Origin of the sequence: Tunicatimonas pelagia, from assembly GCF_030506325.1 — a bacterium.
Taxonomy (GTDB): domain Bacteria; phylum Bacteroidota; class Bacteroidia; order Cytophagales; family Cyclobacteriaceae; genus Tunicatimonas; species Tunicatimonas pelagia.
In genome coordinates this window covers 4,582,390-4,600,820 of record NZ_CP120683.1, presented here as the reverse complement: position 1 = coordinate 4,600,820, position 18,431 = coordinate 4,582,390, and the positions used below count along the sequence as shown (strand labels likewise).

Sequence of the window (18,431 nt, the reverse complement as noted above, 5' to 3'; positions counted from 1 at the left end):
TTTTAATACAAAATACGATAATTTAGAACAATCAGTTCTAACACACTGTGCTTGATGAAAGGTACGATAATTTACGGAGACAAAGAATAGACGTCATGAAGTGCTATTCCACCATTCTCCTAAAAGTCAGATTAACCCGAGGCATAGTTACTTTTTTAGTTTTGGGTAACTGATGGTGCCAGTGGGTTTGGGTGGTATCTTTCATCACGAGCAGACTACCGTGCTCTAGCATTAGTGCTACTGTTTCTTTGGATTGTTTGTGGCGGAAAGAAAACTTGCGCTCAGCCCCCAGACTGAGTGAAGCGATAGCGCTATTTTCCATCAACTCTTTTTCATCGTCACTATGCCAGCTCATGCCTTCGTCGCCGTTGTGGTAGAGGTTGAGTAGGCAGGAGTTAAAATTGGTTTCCGTTTTTTGTTCCACTAAATCTTTTAAAGTTTTTAGCTCATCAGTCCAAGGTAATGCTTGTTTGGTTTTTTTGGAATAGGTATAACTAAATGCTTCATCACCGTACCAGGCTACTTTTCGTTTGGTGATAATATGCTTGCCGAACATTACTGCTTCATCGTGCTTCCAAGCAATAGTTTCTAGCAGGCCATTTAAATAATGATCGGCTTCGGAATTTGATAGCAATTTTCCGTAATAATGCACGGTACCATCGAAGGGCAGCAGATTAGCGGTTTCGTCAATATCGTTATTGAGTAGATTCATGTTTCTTGAATTATTCAGCCGCTTGGCTTTCAATTTTGACTAGCGTTAATTCCTCAGCCACTTCCCTAATCACCGAGAGTAAATAATCGGTAGTTTCAATAGTCTTACGATGATTGATAAAGCAGGCACGGATGACCAATTCGCCCTTTAGCTTGGTACTGGTAATAAAAACTCTACCGTCTTTTTCCAGTGCGGGAATCAGTCGTTGATTAATTGCTACAATTTCATCCTCCGATTGGCAGTCGCCTATATAGCGGAAGCAGGCTACCGCCAAACCGTAGGCTTTTATCTCAAAGTCAGACGATTTTTCTATCTGCTCAATCAAGTAATTGGTCAAGTCAATATCCTTCTGAATCATCGCCTTTATTTTCTTGAAGCCATAGGCCTTAAGGCTCATCCAAACTTTAAAGGCTTTGGCATTACGAGAAAGCTGAAAATAGTGCTCGTTAAACTCTAAGCGATTTTGGTCTGTCTCCAGAACTGTATCCAGGTATTCCGCCTGATTGAAGTAGGTCTTTTTTAGCATCGACCAGTCCCGCACCAGGGTACAGCCAGCTTCAAAGGGTTGGTACAGCCACTTATGGAAATCCAGGGCAATGGAGTCAGCTTCCGCCATACCTTGATAAGCCTCTTTGGTAGAATCCAGCACCGATGCTAACGCACCGTAAGCACCATCTATGTGGTACCACATTTTGTATTGCTTGGCAAGACGAGCTAACTCAGCCAGATCGTCAATCGCCCCAGTGTTCACCGTACCCGCTGTACCGATCAGGCAAAAAGGAGTGAGGTCATCCTTTATGTCTTGATTAATTTGCTCTTCCAGTGCCTGGGTGTCAATTTTAAATTGATCGTCGGTAGGTATTTTTCTCAAATGCTTCAGGCCGATGCCCAGGATTTGCACACTCTTATCAACGCAGCTATGCACCTGATCAGAAGTATAAACGACAAAGGGTTTTTGGCCAAATAAGCCTTCCTGTTTGATATTTTTATTCTCAAAAAAGATATTTCTAGCTACGGTTAATCCGGTCAGGTTGGCTGCTGAACCTCCGCTAACTAACACTCCACCCGCATTAGGAGCATAGCCAATCATTTCGGTTGTCCACCGAATCACCCGCTTTTCAATCTCGCTCATGGCCGGGGCTAAATGCCACTTAGTAGCATTCTGATTGATGGTAGTCGCTAGTAACTCCGCCACCGTTGCTACCTGATTTCCGCCCGACATCACATAGCCGTACATATGCGGCCCCAGATTATTCGTGGCAGTCGCTAGCACTTTTTTACGCACTTCATTCAGCAGCTCGGTATTACTCTTCCCTTCCTCTGGCAGAGGTTCATCGAACCAGCTTTCTACTTCGGGCTGGGTAAAATCATGGTAGGCTTTTTTCTCATTCAGTTCCTGATACTGATTGATCACTAACTCGCTGCTCTGCGCTAAAAGCTGCTGAAATTCTTCTAAACTGAGGTCTAATGATTCATTATTCATCTTTTGCTACTAATCTGTAATGTTTAATTTTCTACTTTTGCTTCTTTCCAAATTTTATACGCAGTTCTCATACAATGGCCACAAGGACGATAACCCTGCGCTAGGGCTTCCGGTTCGTTCACAAAGAAAACACGGTTCTCCTGCTTCATTCGCTTCCCCGACTTACAGTGAAGTGTGCCGTAGATTTTTAGTTTCCGGTTTCCAGCCAACCCTGCTGCACCTCCTTTGATTAATCGGAATAACTCGGCGTAGTTTAATTCAGTGTGGTTGATCATTTATGAAAATATTCAAGAGTAGTCACCGCAGCGACTAACTGAATTAACTAGCAATTGTGGTTTTCGCTCCTTCCCAACCAATGATCGCCGTTTTTCGGGTACTACCCCAGTGGTACTGTCCAATGTGACCAGTAGATTGAATCACCCGATGGCAGGGAATGAGGAAAGCAACGGGATTGCTGCCTACCGCTGAACCTACCGCTCGGGATGCTCGGGCGTGCTCAATCTGCTGAGCGATGCTTCCGTAGGTAGAAAACTGACCCAGCGGGATTTGTAGCAATGCCTCCCACACCTTCAGTTGAAAGGGCGTACCTTTCAAGTGTAGCTTTATCTTTGGCAATTTCTGCCAGTCCTGGGTGAAGATAAACAGCGCATTCTGCTGAATCAGATCCGTTTTCTGACGAAAATTGGCTTTCGGAAACTGATTTTGTAATGCTGAGAAGGCTTTATCATCATTGTCCGAAAAGGCCAGATGGCAAATACCTTTAGCGGTGGATGCCACAATCACATTACCGAACGGGCTTTCGGCAAAGCTGTAGTTGATTGCCAGATTTTTACCGCCGTTTTTGTACTCCGCCGGAGTCATCCCTTCAATATTGATAAACAGGTCGTGCAGTCGGCTAGTACCGGAAAGCCCGGTTGCATAGGCTGTCTCAAACAACGTAGCCTGATTTTCTTTTAGTAACTTTTTCGCGTGATTAAGACTGATATACTGTAAGAACTTCTTCGGACTAGTACCCGCCCACTCCGAAAACATACGCTGAAAATGGAAAGGGCTAACGTGAATTTTCTCGGCTACCTCATCCAAACTAGGCTGCATCTTGAAATTACCTTGGATGTACTCAATTGCCTCGGCAATACGATCAAAGTTGATACGGTCTTGGGTGTTCATTTCTTTTTTTGATTAGTGTATAGCAAAAGTAGCAATGAATAGCGGGGCAAAATACCCGAAAGTTGCGGCATTTAAATAGTTTCTTTTACGGTGAGGTCTATCTCCATTTTTACGTTAGACCGTTGGTACTTTTCTGCTTCGGTATCGAGAGGCATATGCTGAAACCCTAGTTTTTGGTACAACCGAAGGGCGGGCTTTAGAATATCGTTAGAGTATAACTTCACTTTTTTCGCGCCCATTTTTTGCGCTTTTTCTAGAGCGGCTTGTCCCAACTGTCTACCAAGCCCGCTTCCTCGGGCTTTCTCGGCTACCGCCATTTTAGATAATTCAAACAAATGGCTGTTTACTTTGATAAGGGCGCACGTACCTACCACTTCCCCATCTAATTTTGCCATGAGAATAGCCCCACCCGGATCAATAATATTCTCCTGCGGATAATCTAACACTTCGTAATCAGCCGCTTCCATCGTAAACCATCGCTTCACCCAGGCTACATTCAAATCTTTAAAGAGTTGGCGATGAATAGCATTTTCATAAGGAACGATTTCTACTTTAGGTGACGCTAGTGCACGTTGTTGGTGCTGTTTTTCGGTACGATGAAACAAATTCTGATGGGTCATTACCTTTTCTACTGCTTCAATGTCTTGTAGCAGATTGCAGTTAGCTTCTTCCATAATTCGACCCACAGCTTCCCGAATATCATCCCATACCACTGTTAGGTTATTCAACATACTTGTTCCGCTTTCTGTCAATTGAATCAGTCGGCGGCGCGAATCGCTCGGGTCTTTTTGAGAAACGGCTACCCCTTTTTTGATCATCGCATTGGTAATCTGAATCACCGATGGGTGGGCTAATCCCAAAGTATAACTAATATCGGTAACTGCTCGAGCCTCTCCGTCCTGCAACAGCGAGAAAACGGGCAGCCAACTGGGTTCAAAATCAATATCACGATGGCGGTAGATGTCACTTACCTGATACATCATCTGATCACTCAATCGCTTCAGTCGGCTACCCAAACTGAGCAGCCCGAGTTCGAAAAAAACATCATGTTTATTCATGATTATAATAATTACGTAGGTACCTACATAATTAGAAATAAGTTGAAGAATAGTCAAGCGTTTAAGCTATTTTAAAGCTGATTAATTCCTTTGGTAACAATATCCATTCCCTGCTCTAGCTCTTCTGGAGTGAGCGAAGCAAATCCAAGCCGTATTCCTCGGTAATGTTGCCAATGTTCTACTCCCTCTAGCGAAACGCCTCGGTTAGCAGTATAGTGAGCCAACTTTAGTGTATCAACTTTCGGGTTGCAGCGTACCCAAGTAGCCATCCCACCTTCCGGTTCTTGAAACGCAAGGATCTGCCCTAATCGCTCCTGAAGGTACTGGCTTAAAAAATTCCGACGTTCCCGATAAATCCGTAGTGATTTTTTAATATAGCGCTGTAAGTCACCGGCTTCAATCCAATTTGCTAATGCCCGTTCCATCACCGGATCGCCTTGGCGATCAATCAGCCGACGATAGGGCGTAATCGTTTGAATAAAATTGGTAGGCGCGGCTAGGTATCCCACCCGAATGGCCGGAGCAATGCACTTGGTAAATGAACCCAGATAAATTACACAACCCTGCGTATCCAAACTGGCCAAAGGCAGTAGCGGGCTACTAGCGTAGTGAAAATCATAGTCATAATCGTCTTCTACAATGGCAAAGCCATACTGCTGAGCTAATGCTAGCAACTTCACCCGACGATCAATGCTAAGCGTGACGGTAGTGGGATAATGATGATGGGAAGTGATGTAGAGTGCCCGAACCGACTGACCCTGACAAATTGTTTCAATCGCATCGGTGGATAACCCTTGTTCATCTACTGGTACCTCTATTCGTTCCCCCTGGCACAGTTCGATTACCCGATTGGCTTCGGGATAACTCACTTCGCCCACAATTACGGTATCACCGGGTTTCAGTAGAGCTTTAAAAGCCAGAAAAATCCCCATTTGGCTACCACGGGTAATTAGCAACTGTTCGGGCTGGCATACCAAGCCCCGAGTTTGTCGTAAATACTGTGCCAGTATTTCTCGCAAGTACGGATCACCTTGCTCATCCTGATAGCGCAATGAATTAGCTGATTTGGCTACCTGTCGGCACCAACGGTACAACTCCTCTGTCGGGGCTAACCGAACATCGGGTGAGCCATCGGTGATTCGTAGCAGGGATTTGGGCATAGTTCTGAACGGTGAAATAGAACCACGAATGGCGAAACAAGCGGTTTCCGGCAAGTGGGCAGAAGGTGGAGTGTTTTCGGGGGCTACCGGATGCAGTTTGGGAAGAGCGTCCGAGACGAAAGTGCCCTTGGCCGGAACGGTCTTTAACCAACCTTGAGCAGTTAGTTCGTCGTAAGCTATCGCCAGTGTTTTTCGATTTACTTCCAGCAATGAAGCTAGGTAGCGGGTACCCGGCATTTTGTATTCCGAAGCTAAACGACCGGATACTATTTCCCGAATTAGCGCATCCACAATTTGCAGATACAGCGGTCGGCTGCTTTGGCGATCAAGGGGAATACTAGTTTTCCAGGGATATAACTGGCCCATCGATATTGTAAAAACTGGTGGATATAGCGGGGCCTACAAAAGTATAGTTTTGCTTAACGATAATCAAATAACAATGGTATGCTCGCCTTACGACCCAACTGCGAACACTGTAATAAGGACTTGCCCTATGATGCAACTGAGGCAATGATTTGTACGTATGAGTGCACCTTTTGCCAACACTGCGTAGAAACGATACTAAAAAATGTGTGCCCTAACTGCGGAGGTGGTTTTACTCCTCGCCCCATCCGCCCTCAAGAACAACTAGCCAAACATCCAGCATCAGATAAAAGAGTATGGAAACCAGTCAACGTTGTAGCACATCAGCAACTTCTGATTCACAGATCATTAATGAATAATGATTAATTACTTCATCAGTCATTATTCATTCATCATTAATCACTCAAACACTCATGAATAACTACCCTAAATCATCCCGCAACATAGTTAAACGTTCGCCTAAGCGAGGTCACTATGACAAAGAAACGGTTTATCAGATTCTTGATGCTGGTTATATTTGCCATGTAGGCTTCACTATTGGCGATCAGCCCTACGTGATTCCCAATGCCTACGGGCGAGAAGGCGATACGATCTACTTGCACGGTGCAGTTGGTAGCCGAATGCTCAACCAACTGGAAAAGGGTATTCCGGTCTGCGTTACTATTACCCATACCGACGGAATTGTACTGGCTCGCTCGGCCATGCACCATAGTTTCAATTATCGGTCAGCAGTACTCTTCGGAACCGCTCGCTTAGTGCCGGACGATCAGAAAGAACAAGCGCTTTTCGCAATTACCGAACAGATTATAAAAGGGCGGTGGGACGAAGTTCGCACTCCTAACAGTCAAGAGCTAAAGGCCACTAAAGTATTGGCCATGGAAATAGAAGAAGCTTCAGCCAAGATTCGTACTGGCGCACCCAAAGACGATGAGGCCGACTACGAACTACCTGTCTGGGCGGGAGTACTACCTTTACGAGTAGCTACCGGAGAAGCTATCCCCGACCCAGCGATGAACCAGGCATTATCTGTACCGGATAGTGTAAACAATTATATTCAGGGAAATGCCGTTGGCAAATCCGTGCTATAATCGTCAGCAGGAGTTGTCATTCTTCTTAGTTCTCTCGTATCTTGAAGCACTGAAAGAATATTGAGAATGACAAAATTTGCTGATAAGCCATTTGGTCTCCTATTTCTGCTACTTACTGCCTGCTCTAATCCCAGTGAAAAGTCAGTTGAAGCTACTGATGCAGATGCAGATGCAGATGCATTTACCTACGAATTTGCCCAAGCGCAGGAGCAGCAGGGATGGCAGCAAGTTATCGGAATTCTGGATTGTATCCAGGCACCTACCTTTCCAGAACAGGAGATCAGTGTGCTGGATTACGGAGCTAAAAACGATTCTACCTTTGACTCCCACACTGCTTTCCAGGAAGCGGTACAGGCCTGTCACGAAGCTGGAGGTGGACGGGTAGTGGTACCCGCTGGAACCTACCTAAGCAATGGGCCTATCCATCTGCTGAGCAATGTCAATCTGCACTTAGAAGAAGGAGCAAACATCTTTTTTGGTACTAATCCGAAAGATTATACACCCTTGGTGAAGGTTCGCTGGGAAGGAACCGTAGCCTACAATTATTCGCCGCTAATTTACGCGTATCAGCAGGAAAATATTGCCGTGACTGGCGCAGGTACGCTTGACGGGCAAACCGAAGGAACCTGGGCATTGTGGAAGCGCGATAATGATGGCAAAAACCAAGATGCCGATAAAAAAGTGCTACGCCAAATGGGCAATGACACTATTCCCGAAGAGCAGCGCGTATTTGGTGACGGTTTCTTAGATTTGGATGGTGACGGGCAAGACGATGGCTACGGCGATGGCCAAGACCATTACTTACGCCCTACCCTGATTGAGTTCTACGAGTGCGAAAACGTGTTGATTGAGGGAGTTACCCTGAAAAGCAGCCCGTTCTGGACGGTTCATCCGGTATTTTGTACCAATGTGACTATTCGCGGCCTCAACATACAGGCTGGAACGACTAATGATGATGGGATTGACCCTGACTCCTGCACCGATGTACTGATCGAAGACTGCACGGTGAATACCCATGACGATGCTATTTCTATCAAAGCCGGGCGCGACCAGGATGCCTGGAATCGGTCCCCCACCGAGAATGTGATCATTCGTAACTGCATATTAGCTTCCGGGGTAAATGCGGTATGCATTGGCTCGGAGATGTCGGGCGGAGTACGGAATGTATTCGTAGAAGACTGCCAACTACGCGACGGCAAACATGCCCTGAACTTTAAATGTAACCTCGACCGGGGCGGACAGGTAGAGCAAGTGTATATCCGTAATTTAGAAATTGCAAGCTGCGACGAAGCTATGTTCATCTTTCGCATGGATTATCATGGCTACCGGGGCAATAACTATCCCACTCAATTCAACGATTTTTATGTGAGCAACATCCGATGCAAGACGGTGAACGAACGCCCCTTCAAGATCGTAGGGGTAGAAGCTGCCCCAATTCAACGAATTTTTCTTCAGGACATCACGATTAACCAAACCGGGGATAGTAGCCAGATTGAGTTTGCTGAGGACATTCTGATGCAAGATGTTACTGTCAACGGCGAAAACTTTCAGCCTCAAATCTCTTTACGGTAAAAGTAATGTATTTCAGTTATTATTCCGCTCTATGAAAAACATCCTTTTCTTATTTATACTACTTGTTGTTAACAGCACTTTAACTGCTCAAAACTCTCTTGATACCCAAGTCCAAAGCTTCGTCAACCAGCAATATCCGTCGTTAGACACACTATACAAATATCTCCATCAGCACCCTGAACTTTCCTCCCAGGAAGAACAAACCGCACGGCTAATCGCTGATGAGCTTAGCAGTTTAGGCTTTGAAGTCCAGGAAAAGCTGGGTATGTACAACCTAGCGGGAGTACTGAAAAATGGCGAAGGCCCCACGCTACTTATCCGTACCGATATGGATGCCTTACCACTAAAAGAAAAAACCGGATTGCCTTACGCTAGTACAGCAAAAGGTACCAACGCTGCCGGAGAAACCGTAGGAGTAATGCACGCCTGCGGGCACGATATTCATATGACGGTATTTTTGGGTACCGCCCGAACAATGGTAGAAATGAAAGACCAATGGAGCGGTACGCTGGTGATGGTGGCTCAGTCGGCGGAAGAAACCGGTTTTGGGGCGGATGCACTCTTTAAAACTAATTTGTACGACAAAGTACCGGTGCCGGATTACGCCATTGCCCTGCACGATAATGCTTCTCTGCCGGCTGGAACAGTCGGCTACCGGGCGGGGGCGTTTATGGCTAGTGTAGATATGGTCGATATTACGGTTTACGGCGAAGGTGGACACGGAGCCGCTCCCCACACTACCAAAGACCCCATTGTGCTAGCGGCTCAGATGATTACTTCTTTTCAGACGATTGTGAGCCGAGAAATCAATCCGATTGACCCCGCGGTGGTGACGGTAGGTTCTATTCACGGTGGTACCGTACACAACATCATTCCCGATGAGGTAAAACTGCAACTGACGCTACGCTCTTACTCGCCTGAAGTTCGTAATCAGATTGTAGAGGCGCTACATAGAATTACTGAAAATCTCGCCCAGCAAGCCCGGTTACCCGAAGAAAAATATCCCAAAATCAGCATTCGCGACCCACAAACTCCCGCTACCATTAATGATACTGAGCTTACCAATCGGCTGGTGACCGTATTTAAAGAAACGCTAGGTGAGGATAAAGTAGTAGAAACCCCACCCAATATGGTAGGCGAAGACTTTAGCCGTTACGGGATGCAAGACAAGAAAGTACCCATCTGCATGTTCTGGCTGGGTGCCGTAGACCCGCAGAAGGTGAAAGAAGCGGAAGAAACCGGAGCCAAGCTACCATCTTTACACTCCCCCTTCTACGCCCCACTACCTGAACCTACCATCAAAACGGGCATCCGAGCCATGAGCGCAGCAGCTTTGGAGTTGTTGAATAAGGTGAGGTAGAAAGGATTTACGTGAAGTACATATCTCAAACTACATCAGCTACACCAAGTCATATTTTTTCAAAAGTTTGAGCAGGCATTCAAATTAAAAAGAGAACTAATAAGTTATTATTGAGGAAATAACCTACCTGTAAATTGCGGAGGGCTACGCTTTACGCCCTGCCCCGCACTCTGCTATCTTCTTTCTACGCTAAAATTCAATGGCCCCTAAAAAGTTCTCAGAACATCATAATCTTCCAAAAAGGTTACAGATACCACTCAAAGAATTATAAAACGCTGCATCGCCCCAGAGTATTTAGCGACAATAAGTCGTTTACCGAGGAAAATACTTAAATTAATCCCGTCAGCAAAAGTATCTAAGCCTAACCCTAAGAATGAAACAGGATATTTACGTATATCTGGAGAATCTACTATCAGAATTTATTGAATTTGCCCCCCAGTTACTAACCGCTTTGTCTGTTCTTCTATTGGGGTACGTACTAGGCCGGGTTATTGAAGGGGCAGTCAGACGATTAATTCTCTACCTCAACAGTAGCGTGAATCGGGGGTTGCCGGGCACAACACTAAACATTGACTTAAGAAGTACCGCTACGTTCACCTCAATCGCCTTCTTTTGGATTGCTATTACCGTATCGCTGCTGATTAGTCTACGGATTTTAGGGTTGACCCTCTCGGGGGGCTGGTTTGATAGAATTGTGGAGTACGTCCCCAATCTCATTGCGGCCGTTATCATTGTTTTGGTAGGCATCGCTCTTAGTCGATTGCTAGCCAAATTAATCAGGAAAGGAGCCTTAAGAACCGGAAGCAGCAGCGGTAAGTACTTAAGTACCGTTGTCAAGTATCTTATCCTATTTGTAACGTTGGTAGTAGCAATAGATCAGATCGGGATCGATATCGTATTTCTTGAAGATTTATTCGTCGTCCTGCTAGCTTCCTTACTTTTTGGTGCCTCCTTTTCGTTCGGGTTGGGAGCTAAAACCTCGGTTAGTAATATTTTGGGGTCTTATTACTTTAGAAAAACGCATCGGTTGGGTACGCGAATCAGGTTAGAAGATATTGAAGGTACCATCGTCAAAATTTCGGATCACGCCATTTCATTAGAAACGAAGGAGGGGCTAGTAGTCGTTCCCGCTAAGCGGTTCAGCGAACATAATGTTACCATAGTTAAAGATGAAAATACATAACGACCAGCGTTTTATCGATCAGTTTCTCAACAATCATCGGAATACAGCAGTTGCAGCGGTTGAGGCGTTGGAAATTGATGAGATTGCTCTTCTGCTACAACACTTATCCCCTGACAAGGCTAAGATTATCCTGGCCGAAATCAATCCCTATAAGGCAGGGAAAGTGTTGGAAGGGATACCGGTTACATCGGTCGTCAACGTCCTTAAAGCACTTCCGACTAACATCTCCGAACCCATCCTACGTATGATAGACCCTCCGTTTCGCCAACAAATACTAGCGGAGTTACCGCCCGAGGTCAATAAACCCCTCCGGCGTTCCTTAACGCTTAGCCGTAATCAGGTGGGTGCCAATCTGGAACCTAGCTTTCTTACACTGACTGAAAACAGCACCATAGAGAAGGCGCTATCGGAAGTTAAAACAACCTCAGCAACCATTCATTCGCATATATTTGTGGTTGAAAAGAAAAAATTACTAGTTGGATACCTAGAAGTAAGTGATCTTCTGTCTAATAGCCCGGAAAAGATCGTTCGCTCCGTTATGAAACCAGCTCCGTCTGCTATCACGGCTACCATGCTGGTAAAGGATGTGCTGAAAAGTTGGGATGATTCCTTTGTGTGTTTACCAGTAATAAACGCAGAAAATCGGTTGATAGGAATTGTCTCTCGCAGTACCTTATCAAAACTAGCGGTGACTAGCGTTGGCACTGACCGATTAGCAGTGAAAGCCGGTAGTGCGTTAGGCGACCTCTACTTAATCGGACTAGCTGGCCTACTAGGAAGCTCTGACCAAACTACCAATACCTAAACAATCACGATCATGGAAATAGCTGAGATTAAAGACCGATTGGCCAATACCTATATTCAACGATTTCCCAAGGAGGCAGCTAGTATATTTAATACGCTACCCATAGAAGAGGTGCTCGAGTACCTCCAGTTCCAACCGGTGGATGTTGCCCAAGAGATACTAGTGAATCTCGCCCCCGATGTAGTATCTGAAGTAATTGAAGAGCTGGATGAACGTCGGTTCTTGACTGTGTTGGAAACGATGGATGCCTACACCGCTGCTAAGCTTCTATCCCGGGCAAGCCCGGCAACTATTGAGCACAGACTAAGTATCCTTCCCAAAGATAAAGCGAAGATCATTCGGGAGATGTTGACTTACCCTCCGGAGGCAGCGGGCTACCTGATGGACACGCAGATTATTACGTTTAGCCCTACTACTACGGTAGATCAGGTACTGGAAAAATTACGAAAGATAGGAGACCGAAAAGTGCTAAGCGTATACGTGACCAGTAGCCATGGCACACTGCTGGGAAAGGTGTTCATCCAAAATATTGCCATCTCGTCGCTGCAAACTACCCTAGAAGCACTACTGGAGCCCTGCGAAAGCATTCAGGTAATGTCTCCGGCGGAGGAGGCGGTAGATCTTTTTGAAGAAGGAAAGATTATCAACTTAGCGGTAGTTGATCTTGACAATACCTTACTGGGGGTTATTCGGAGTGAAACCCTGATCGCGGCTACGCAAAAGGATGCCTCGGAGGATGTACTAGCGATGTTTGGGGCGGGTAGAGAAGAGCGAGCTCTGTCCAGTGCTTGGTTTGCCGTAAAGAAGCGTTTACCCTGGTTACAGATCAATTTGGCTACGGCCTTTCTCGCGGCTTCTATCGTGGGAGTATTTGAAGAAACTATTGCTCAGGTTACGGTTCTGGCCGTATTCTTACCTGTTGTGGCTGGTCAGTCGGGAAACACGGGTTCTCAGGCGTTGGCTGTGACTATGCGGGGGCTGGCTCTGCGGGAGATTCAAACCACCCAATGGTGGCGGGTAGCCAAAAAGGAAGTAGCGGTAGGCTTTATCAACGGTATTGCCGTTGCTTTTACCACCTCTCTGATCGCTTACTTCTGGGCTTCATCTTTCGGCATTGCCCTGGTGATTGGTACCTCAATGGTGCTATCGATGGTAATTGCCGGCTTCTCGGGGGCGGTAGTGCCCATCGTACTGAAAGCATTCGGTCAAGACCCTGCCCAGTCTTCCTCCATCGTCCTGACTACCGTAACCGATATTATGGGGTTCCTAAGCTTTCTGGGCTTAGCTACCGTTCTGGGTGGGGCTCTTGGAATTTTTTAGAACCACACCAACGAAGTAAACCGGAACCAAGCTACCGTTCTTACACTTTCCTTTCTAAGCCCCACTTCCCGAACCTACCATCAAAACGGGCATTCGGGCGATGAGTGCGGAGGCTCTAGAGCTGCTAGAAAATTAGCCGAAAATAAACTTAGCTTAGGACTATAATCTTGGATCAACTTCCTCGCTTTCTAGAGCTAGTACTCCGAACACACTTTCATGAACTCGCCTCAGTGGTTCTTTTCGGATAAACCGTTCAAGCCCTTCTACACCAAGAGCAAATTCTCTCAATGCTAAAGAACGCTTCCTGGAAAGCCCCCTATTTTTCAGTCGTTCCAAATTCTCAGCCATATCGTATTCCGGCCCGTAAATGATGCGTAGATACTCGCTGCCCCTGCATTTCACGGCTGGTTGTAATAACCCTTCTTTCCCGTAGGCAATGAATTCGTAAGGTTTAACTACCATTCCCTCGCCTCCTTTTCCGGTCAGGTCGAGCCACCAGTCGACAGCAGACGTAACGCTCTGTTTATCTTTGGTATTAATTACCATGTAGGGTGTCGCCCGGAAAATTTCTTTATCGGCAAGACAGATTTCCTTGATATTCTCCATGTGCCATTCATGGTTCTTATCCATATGCACGGCTCCTTCGGTTGCGAGAATATGAAATGGGGCTAGTTTGTAGTCTTCAACGGACTTAATTTCCCAGCAATAATTACGGTAGGCCTGAATATATTTTGTAATTGCTTCTCTCTTGTAACTGAACTTTTCCAAGGGCTGTCTAGCACTGTCAATGCCCCGATCAATTGCGCCTTGTAATACTCGTTCAACTTCTGAAAATGAGTTTTGCGCTGCTGCACCTACCGAAGCATACTGGTCTTTGAGTAGGGATTGTGCTTTGGCAGACCAAGGCATTAGCTCGGTGTCAAGGCAAACCCAATCAGTACGGTGTTTCTTCCAGAAATCCGATTCAGTCAAAGCCTTGTTAACTCTGTCCAAGAACTCTTTCTCGATGTTGGCATCATTAAAAAAATTTCTGCCCGTCCGGGTGTAGCAAGTCCCTATACCTTCATTTACTACACCGAAACGTTCCACGGCGACATCTTCATCTTTGCAAACCACCAGCACCGCGCGGGACCCCATGTGTTTTTCCTCGCAAACGATCTTATCAATTCCCCTCTTCTTGTAGTAGTTTATAGCCTGGTCGGGATGCTCCAAAAAGTCCGGTAATTCGCTTGTCCCGCAGGGCGACATGGTAGGAGGTAAATAGATCAACCATTTTGGACTAATTGCAAAACGGCTCATTACTTCCAACGCGACAATAGAGTTTTCTTCCCGAATTGTTAAATTATTTCTAAGGCGGGTTTGAATAATCCGTTTCCCAATAACGTCATCAATGTTCAACAAGTCATCATACTCTTGCTGATGCGTAAGTTGACCATTTGTCTTTTCCTGGAAGTTATCTTCTATAAGCGGTTTTACCGGTTCACAGTAAACTCTTCTGGCGGAAACAGCAACTAGCTCTTCTTCCGGATAACGTAAAGCGGTTAGTTTACCTCCGAATACGCAGCCAGTGTCAATATCAATGGTTTTGTTGAGCCATTCAGCTTCCGGCACCGGTGTGTGCCCATAAACAACCTTTGCTTGTCCTCGGTATTCAGATGCCCAATTGTAACGAACTGGCAAACCAAACTCGTCAATTTCACCCGTAGTTTCCCCATACAAGCAAAATGATCGAACCGCTCCTGAACCTCTGCCTTGCATTTCTTCTTTTAATCCGGCATGAGCTACGACCAGTTTGCCATCATCAAAAACATAATGGCTAATGAGACTATAAAGAAATTCTTTAACTTCATTGAGGAGGGTTGGTGATTCTTTATCGAGCTGTTCCAATGTTTCGGCAAGCCCATGTTTGATGGCCACATTCTTACCATTGAGCTTCTTTTGTAGTTTTAGGTCATGGTTTCCAGGGACACACCAAGCTATTCCGCTGTGAACCATACTCATAACCAATTTCAAAACTGCTGGTGAGTTCGGTCCACGGTCTACTAAATCGCCCAGGAAAATGACTTGTCGATTTTCCGGATGAGTAACCTCAATGCCAAAGTTCTTACCATCATCCGATACAGTGTTGAGGCCATACCCAAGCTTTTCAAGAAGCTCAACGGTTTCATCATAACATCCGTGAATATCTCCAATAATATCAAAGGGGCCTTTAATATCTTTCTTGTCGTTGTATAGTTTTTCGCGGATGATGCCAGTAACACTATCAACTTCTTCCGGAGATTTAAGAACATAGATTTGTCGGAAACCTTCTCGCTTTAAACCTTTGATAGAGCGTCTCAATTGTTGTTTCTGCTGACGAATTACCCGATTTCGGTTGGCCGCCCCACCGAAATCACGGTCAGGTCGCTTTTCATTTCTTTCTTCACATACTTGTTGCGGTATATCAAGCATAATCGCCACAGGCAATGTATGGTATTCTCTTGCCAGTTGAATAAGTCCTTTTCTTGCTTCCGGCTGAACATTGGTTGCATCAACAACGGTCAGGTAACCGTTTTTCAGCCGCTTACCAATGATATAGTGCAGTAGATCAAAAGCGTCATTGGTTGCAGCTAGATTGTTTTCATCATTGGATACAATCCCTCTACACTCGTCTGAAGAAACGACTTCATGCTTACCGAAATGCTTTTTGGCAAATGTGCTTTTCCCCGAACCGGACGCACCGATCAGCAGCACTAATGATAGTTCAGGTACTTTAATTTCCATCCTTTTTATTTTGAGCAATTATTAGTTTATCGTGTTCTATTAATTGAACAAGCTCTTCTTCTGACGGTAGATACGTTAGGTACTTCGAGGCAAACACCTGTCTGCTTTCATTTAGTATAGAGTATTTTACGACTGTTTCGTCTTTATCTGTGCAAAGAATAATCCCAACGGTTGCACTGTCTTCTGCCGTCTTCTTGAGGTCATCAAACATGCGGACGTACATATCCATCTGGCCAATATCGCTGTGGGTTAATTTGTGAGTTTTCAGGTCTATAAGCACAAAGCATTTCAAAATATAATTGTAGAATACTAGGTCAATATAAAAATGAGAGGTCTCTGAACTTATACGAAACTGCCTCCCAACAAAGGCAAACCCTTTTCCAAGCTCCAAGAGGAAGTCCTCTAAATGGGAAAGTAATGCTTTTTCCAGTTTAGACTCTTGCCCAGAAGTAGGTTCTTTTATGTTGAGAAACTCGAAAACATAGGGGTCGCGCCTGAATTCGTCAAAAGACAATTGAGCAGACGGTAAACTTGAGGAAGCATCGTTGTTAGTGGTAATCCTTTTGTACAAATGGGTTTTGATATTCCATTGCAATTCACGGGTACTCCACTGCCCACTTGCCGCCTGTTCAATGTAATAATCCCGGGCTTCCTTACTTTCTACCCTCATAATCAGACGATAATGTGTCCAGCTTAATTTGCTACGCACTGCGTAGCCTTTTTTGAAAGTTAGATAGAATTGCCTGAAATTCTTGAGGTTAGCAACAGAAAAACCTTTACCAAACTCGCCGGTCAGGGCTTTTGAAAGCTCCTTAATGATACCTTCGCCATATTCGGCACGGGCATTTCCTTGTTGTTCCTCTTCAACTATACGCTTACCGATTAACCAGTAGGCCTCTACCATAGCAGAATTGACTGCCTGCTGTGCCTTTGATCGAGCCTGTTCCAGGATTGATCGTATTTCTTTAATATAGGTGATATCAGGGTGCATGGGCTAGCTTAAATATTCCCATTTGTGAAGGAGCCCCTACCTTTTCTTCCTCCTGTCCAATCGGTAGAAACTCTACTTTGTAATTATTTTTCTCGGCTATTCTGTTTGCCCAATCTTCAAATTCTTTTCTTGTCCATTCAAAACGGTGGTCGGTATGGCGCATGGTTCCCGCTTCCATATTTTCAAATAACGCATTGTATTCTGCGTTAGGAGTAGTAACCACTACTGTTTTTGGTTTGGCATGCTTAAAAATGACCCGTTCAAACGACTGTAATCGGTTTTCATCTAAGTGCTCAATTACTTCTACTATGGCAGCAGCATCAAAACCCCCGAGCCGTTTATCCTTATAAGTCAAAGCTCCTTGAAATAGCTCAATTCTGTCTTTTTGCTTCGGTGCCATTTCTTCCCAATGCAAGCGGTCTTTGGCTTTGGTCAGCTCATGATACGAAACGTCCATTCCGGCAATCTTTGAGAACTGTTTTTCCTTTAACAGCATTCTCAATAATTTTCCCTCTCCACAACCAAGGTCAATGACTGTTTCGGCTTTTGATTTTTTAAGTTGCTCTAGAACGAGTGAAAGTCGTTGCTGGTGAAGCGTTTCTTTTTTCTTGATTTCTTCCTGTGCCAATTCCCCTTTTGTTTCTTGTTCTTCACCATCACTTAATCGTTCCAGTGCTTGTCGAGTCAGCGTGCCCAGATTGATGAGGTAACGCCTTGTAATTTGCTCCTTTTCAGGATGTGTTTCCAACCATCCTTTACCCTTTTTAAGTAGTTTTTCAATCTCATTCTGGCTTACGAAATAGTGTTTGTCATTGTCGAGGGCTGGAATAAGGACGTATAAATGGGAAAGCAGTTCTTTAGCCGTAATGGTGTTAGATAGCTCTAATGTAAAATATTTGCTCTCACCCCAATCCTTAAACTTACCATCAAGAATGTGTCTTTGAAGATTGACCTGATAGCCTAACGGCTCAAAGAGCTTTCTAATTAGTGTTTCGCCCCCTCTCGGTGCAGGGAGTACTACTATTCTTACCTCGAACGGTAATTTCTTATTGACCAATTTAGGTCTATCCTTACATGTGCCATTCATGGCCGTTGAGAAGGCTTTAGAAACTGCACTGCTCATGAAAGATGATGCAACGTAAGGCCGATCATTAACGTACTGTCCAAGCGTGAACCCCTTTCCTGAAAGATTTCTCGCGCCTCTCACCATGTCGATAGGGTCAATATCGAGAAGGAGTGCGATAGTTGTTTTCTTCTCCGAACTTTCAGGATAGAATATATGAGCCTTTCCAATGGACAAGTCTATCGACTGAAATTTATCAGGATGCTTATGAAATAAAAAGCCTAAATCTGTTGCGGGCTGATATGTCGTACCTATTGTTAGTAGCATCAACTGGTCATTTCAA

Annotated in this window: 16 protein-coding genes; 7 read left to right on the top strand and 9 right to left on the bottom strand. The window is 45.1% G+C overall.

What is annotated here, in order from left to right; genetic code table 11:
• Window positions 1-103: 103 nt before the first annotated feature.
• The 6 genes from P0M28_RS19760 to pdxR all read right to left on the bottom strand — a co-directional run bounded on the left by P0M28_RS19760 (window position 104) and on the right by pdxR (window position 5,946).
• The gene (locus P0M28_RS19760) at window positions 104-712 is read right to left on the bottom strand and encodes an alpha-ketoglutarate-dependent dioxygenase AlkB family protein (RefSeq protein WP_302204478.1); all 609 of its coding nucleotides are present in this window, start codon (window positions 710-712) and stop codon (window positions 104-106) included.
• A 10-nt stretch (window positions 713-722) separates the two neighbouring features.
• On the bottom strand, window positions 723-2,195 hold the full coding sequence (locus tag P0M28_RS19755) for a pyridoxal phosphate-dependent decarboxylase family protein (protein WP_302204476.1): 1,473 nt from the start codon (window positions 2,193-2,195) through the stop codon (window positions 723-725).
• A gap of 23 nt (window positions 2,196-2,218) precedes the next feature.
• A complete protein-coding gene (locus P0M28_RS19750; protein ID WP_302204474.1) occupies window positions 2,219-2,470 on the bottom strand; it encodes an Ada metal-binding domain-containing protein in 252 nt (83 codons plus the stop codon).
• A 43-nt stretch (window positions 2,471-2,513) separates the two neighbouring features.
• Window positions 2,514-3,362, bottom strand: coding sequence for a methylated-DNA--[protein]-cysteine S-methyltransferase (locus P0M28_RS19745; RefSeq protein WP_302204472.1), 849 nt, complete (start codon window positions 3,360-3,362; stop codon window positions 2,514-2,516).
• A gap of 71 nt (window positions 3,363-3,433) precedes the next feature.
• On the bottom strand, window positions 3,434-4,420 hold the full coding sequence (locus tag P0M28_RS19740; RefSeq protein WP_302204470.1) for a bifunctional helix-turn-helix transcriptional regulator/GNAT family N-acetyltransferase: 987 nt from the start codon (window positions 4,418-4,420) through the stop codon (window positions 3,434-3,436).
• 71 nt (window positions 4,421-4,491) lie between these two features.
• Complete coding sequence (gene pdxR, locus P0M28_RS19735; protein WP_302204468.1) at window positions 4,492-5,946, bottom strand: MocR-like pyridoxine biosynthesis transcription factor PdxR; 1,455 nt, start codon at window positions 5,944-5,946, stop codon at window positions 4,492-4,494.
• A 78-nt stretch (window positions 5,947-6,024) separates the two neighbouring features.
• Here pdxR and P0M28_RS19730 point away from each other — a divergent pair, with 78 nt between their 5' ends.
• The 7 genes from P0M28_RS19730 (at window position 6,025) to mgtE (ending at window position 13,271) form a co-directional block, all read left to right on the top strand.
• Entirely contained in the window at window positions 6,025-6,309 is a 285-nt protein-coding gene (locus P0M28_RS19730) for a DUF1272 domain-containing protein (RefSeq protein ID WP_302204467.1), read from the top strand.
• A 47-nt stretch (window positions 6,310-6,356) separates the two neighbouring features.
• Complete coding sequence (locus P0M28_RS19725) at window positions 6,357-7,031, top strand: pyridoxamine 5'-phosphate oxidase family protein (protein WP_302204466.1); 675 nt, start codon at window positions 6,357-6,359, stop codon at window positions 7,029-7,031.
• Window positions 7,032-7,097: 66 nt separating this feature from the next.
• Entirely contained in the window at window positions 7,098-8,603 is a 1,506-nt protein-coding gene (locus tag P0M28_RS19720) for a glycoside hydrolase family 28 protein (RefSeq protein ID WP_302204465.1), read from the top strand.
• Between the two features lie 31 nt (window positions 8,604-8,634).
• Complete coding sequence (locus tag P0M28_RS19715) at window positions 8,635-9,963, top strand: amidohydrolase (RefSeq protein ID WP_302204464.1); 1,329 nt, start codon at window positions 8,635-8,637, stop codon at window positions 9,961-9,963.
• 373 nt (window positions 9,964-10,336) lie between these two features.
• A complete protein-coding gene (locus P0M28_RS19710) occupies window positions 10,337-11,146 on the top strand; it encodes a mechanosensitive ion channel family protein (protein ID WP_302204462.1) in 810 nt (269 codons plus the stop codon).
• Window positions 11,133-11,951 carry a CBS domain-containing protein gene (locus tag P0M28_RS19705; protein ID WP_302204461.1) on the top strand — a complete coding sequence of 273 codons (819 nt, stop codon included), beginning with the start codon at window positions 11,133-11,135 and terminating at the stop codon, window positions 11,949-11,951. Before P0M28_RS19710 ends, P0M28_RS19705 begins: the two co-directional genes overlap by 14 nt.
• Window positions 11,952-11,963: 12 nt before the next feature.
• Entirely contained in the window at window positions 11,964-13,271 is a 1,308-nt protein-coding gene (mgtE, locus tag P0M28_RS19700; RefSeq protein ID WP_302204460.1) for a magnesium transporter, read from the top strand.
• Window positions 13,272-13,430: 159 nt separating this feature from the next.
• Here the strand turns inward: mgtE and P0M28_RS19695 are convergent, their stop codons facing one another.
• The 3 genes from P0M28_RS19695 to P0M28_RS19685 are packed head-to-tail and all read right to left on the bottom strand — an operon-like array spanning window position 13,431 to window position 18,415.
• On the bottom strand, window positions 13,431-16,034 hold the full coding sequence (locus P0M28_RS19695; protein ID WP_302204459.1) for a polynucleotide kinase-phosphatase: 2,604 nt from the start codon (window positions 16,032-16,034) through the stop codon (window positions 13,431-13,433).
• On the bottom strand, window positions 16,024-17,025 hold the full coding sequence (locus tag P0M28_RS19690) for a PDDEXK nuclease domain-containing protein (protein WP_302204458.1): 1,002 nt from the start codon (window positions 17,023-17,025) through the stop codon (window positions 16,024-16,026). Before P0M28_RS19690 ends, P0M28_RS19695 begins: the two co-directional genes overlap by 11 nt.
• Window positions 17,015-18,415 carry a 3' terminal RNA ribose 2'-O-methyltransferase Hen1 gene (locus P0M28_RS19685; protein ID WP_302204457.1) on the bottom strand — a complete coding sequence of 467 codons (1,401 nt, stop codon included), beginning with the start codon at window positions 18,413-18,415 and terminating at the stop codon, window positions 17,015-17,017. Before P0M28_RS19685 ends, P0M28_RS19690 begins: the two co-directional genes overlap by 11 nt.
• Between the last annotated feature and the right edge of the window lie 16 nt (window positions 18,416-18,431).

What these genes read in the sequence shown, in the direction of transcription:
- P0M28_RS19760 (WP_302204478.1), bottom strand. Translation starts at nt 712, where the DNA reads ATGAATCTACTCAATAACGATATTGACGAAACCGCTAATCTGCTGCCC.
- P0M28_RS19755 (WP_302204476.1), bottom strand. Translation starts at nt 2,195, where the DNA reads ATGAATAATGAATCATTAGACCTCAGTTTAGAAGAATTTCAGCAGCTT.
- P0M28_RS19750 (WP_302204474.1), bottom strand. Translation starts at nt 2,470, where the DNA reads ATGATCAACCACACTGAATTAAACTACGCCGAGTTATTCCGATTAATC.
- P0M28_RS19745 (WP_302204472.1), bottom strand. Translation starts at nt 3,362, where the DNA reads ATGAACACCCAAGACCGTATCAACTTTGATCGTATTGCCGAGGCAATT.
- P0M28_RS19740 (WP_302204470.1), bottom strand. Translation starts at nt 4,420, where the DNA reads ATGAATAAACATGATGTTTTTTTCGAACTCGGGCTGCTCAGTTTGGGT.
- pdxR (WP_302204468.1), bottom strand. Translation starts at nt 5,946, where the DNA reads ATGGGCCAGTTATATCCCTGGAAAACTAGTATTCCCCTTGATCGCCAA.
- P0M28_RS19730 (WP_302204467.1), top strand. Translation starts at nt 6,025, where the DNA reads ATGCTCGCCTTACGACCCAACTGCGAACACTGTAATAAGGACTTGCCC.
- P0M28_RS19725 (WP_302204466.1), top strand. Translation starts at nt 6,357, where the DNA reads ATGAATAACTACCCTAAATCATCCCGCAACATAGTTAAACGTTCGCCT.
- P0M28_RS19720 (WP_302204465.1), top strand. Translation starts at nt 7,098, where the DNA reads ATGACAAAATTTGCTGATAAGCCATTTGGTCTCCTATTTCTGCTACTT.
- P0M28_RS19715 (WP_302204464.1), top strand. Translation starts at nt 8,635, where the DNA reads ATGAAAAACATCCTTTTCTTATTTATACTACTTGTTGTTAACAGCACT.
- P0M28_RS19710 (WP_302204462.1), top strand. Translation starts at nt 10,337, where the DNA reads ATGAAACAGGATATTTACGTATATCTGGAGAATCTACTATCAGAATTT.
- P0M28_RS19705 (WP_302204461.1), top strand. Translation starts at nt 11,133, where the DNA reads ATGAAAATACATAACGACCAGCGTTTTATCGATCAGTTTCTCAACAAT.
- mgtE (WP_302204460.1), top strand. Translation starts at nt 11,964, where the DNA reads ATGGAAATAGCTGAGATTAAAGACCGATTGGCCAATACCTATATTCAA.
- P0M28_RS19695 (WP_302204459.1), bottom strand. Translation starts at nt 16,034, where the DNA reads ATGGAAATTAAAGTACCTGAACTATCATTAGTGCTGCTGATCGGTGCG.
- P0M28_RS19690 (WP_302204458.1), bottom strand. Translation starts at nt 17,025, where the DNA reads ATGCACCCTGATATCACCTATATTAAAGAAATACGATCAATCCTGGAA.
- P0M28_RS19685 (WP_302204457.1), bottom strand. Translation starts at nt 18,415, where the DNA reads ATGCTACTAACAATAGGTACGACATATCAGCCCGCAACAGATTTAGGC.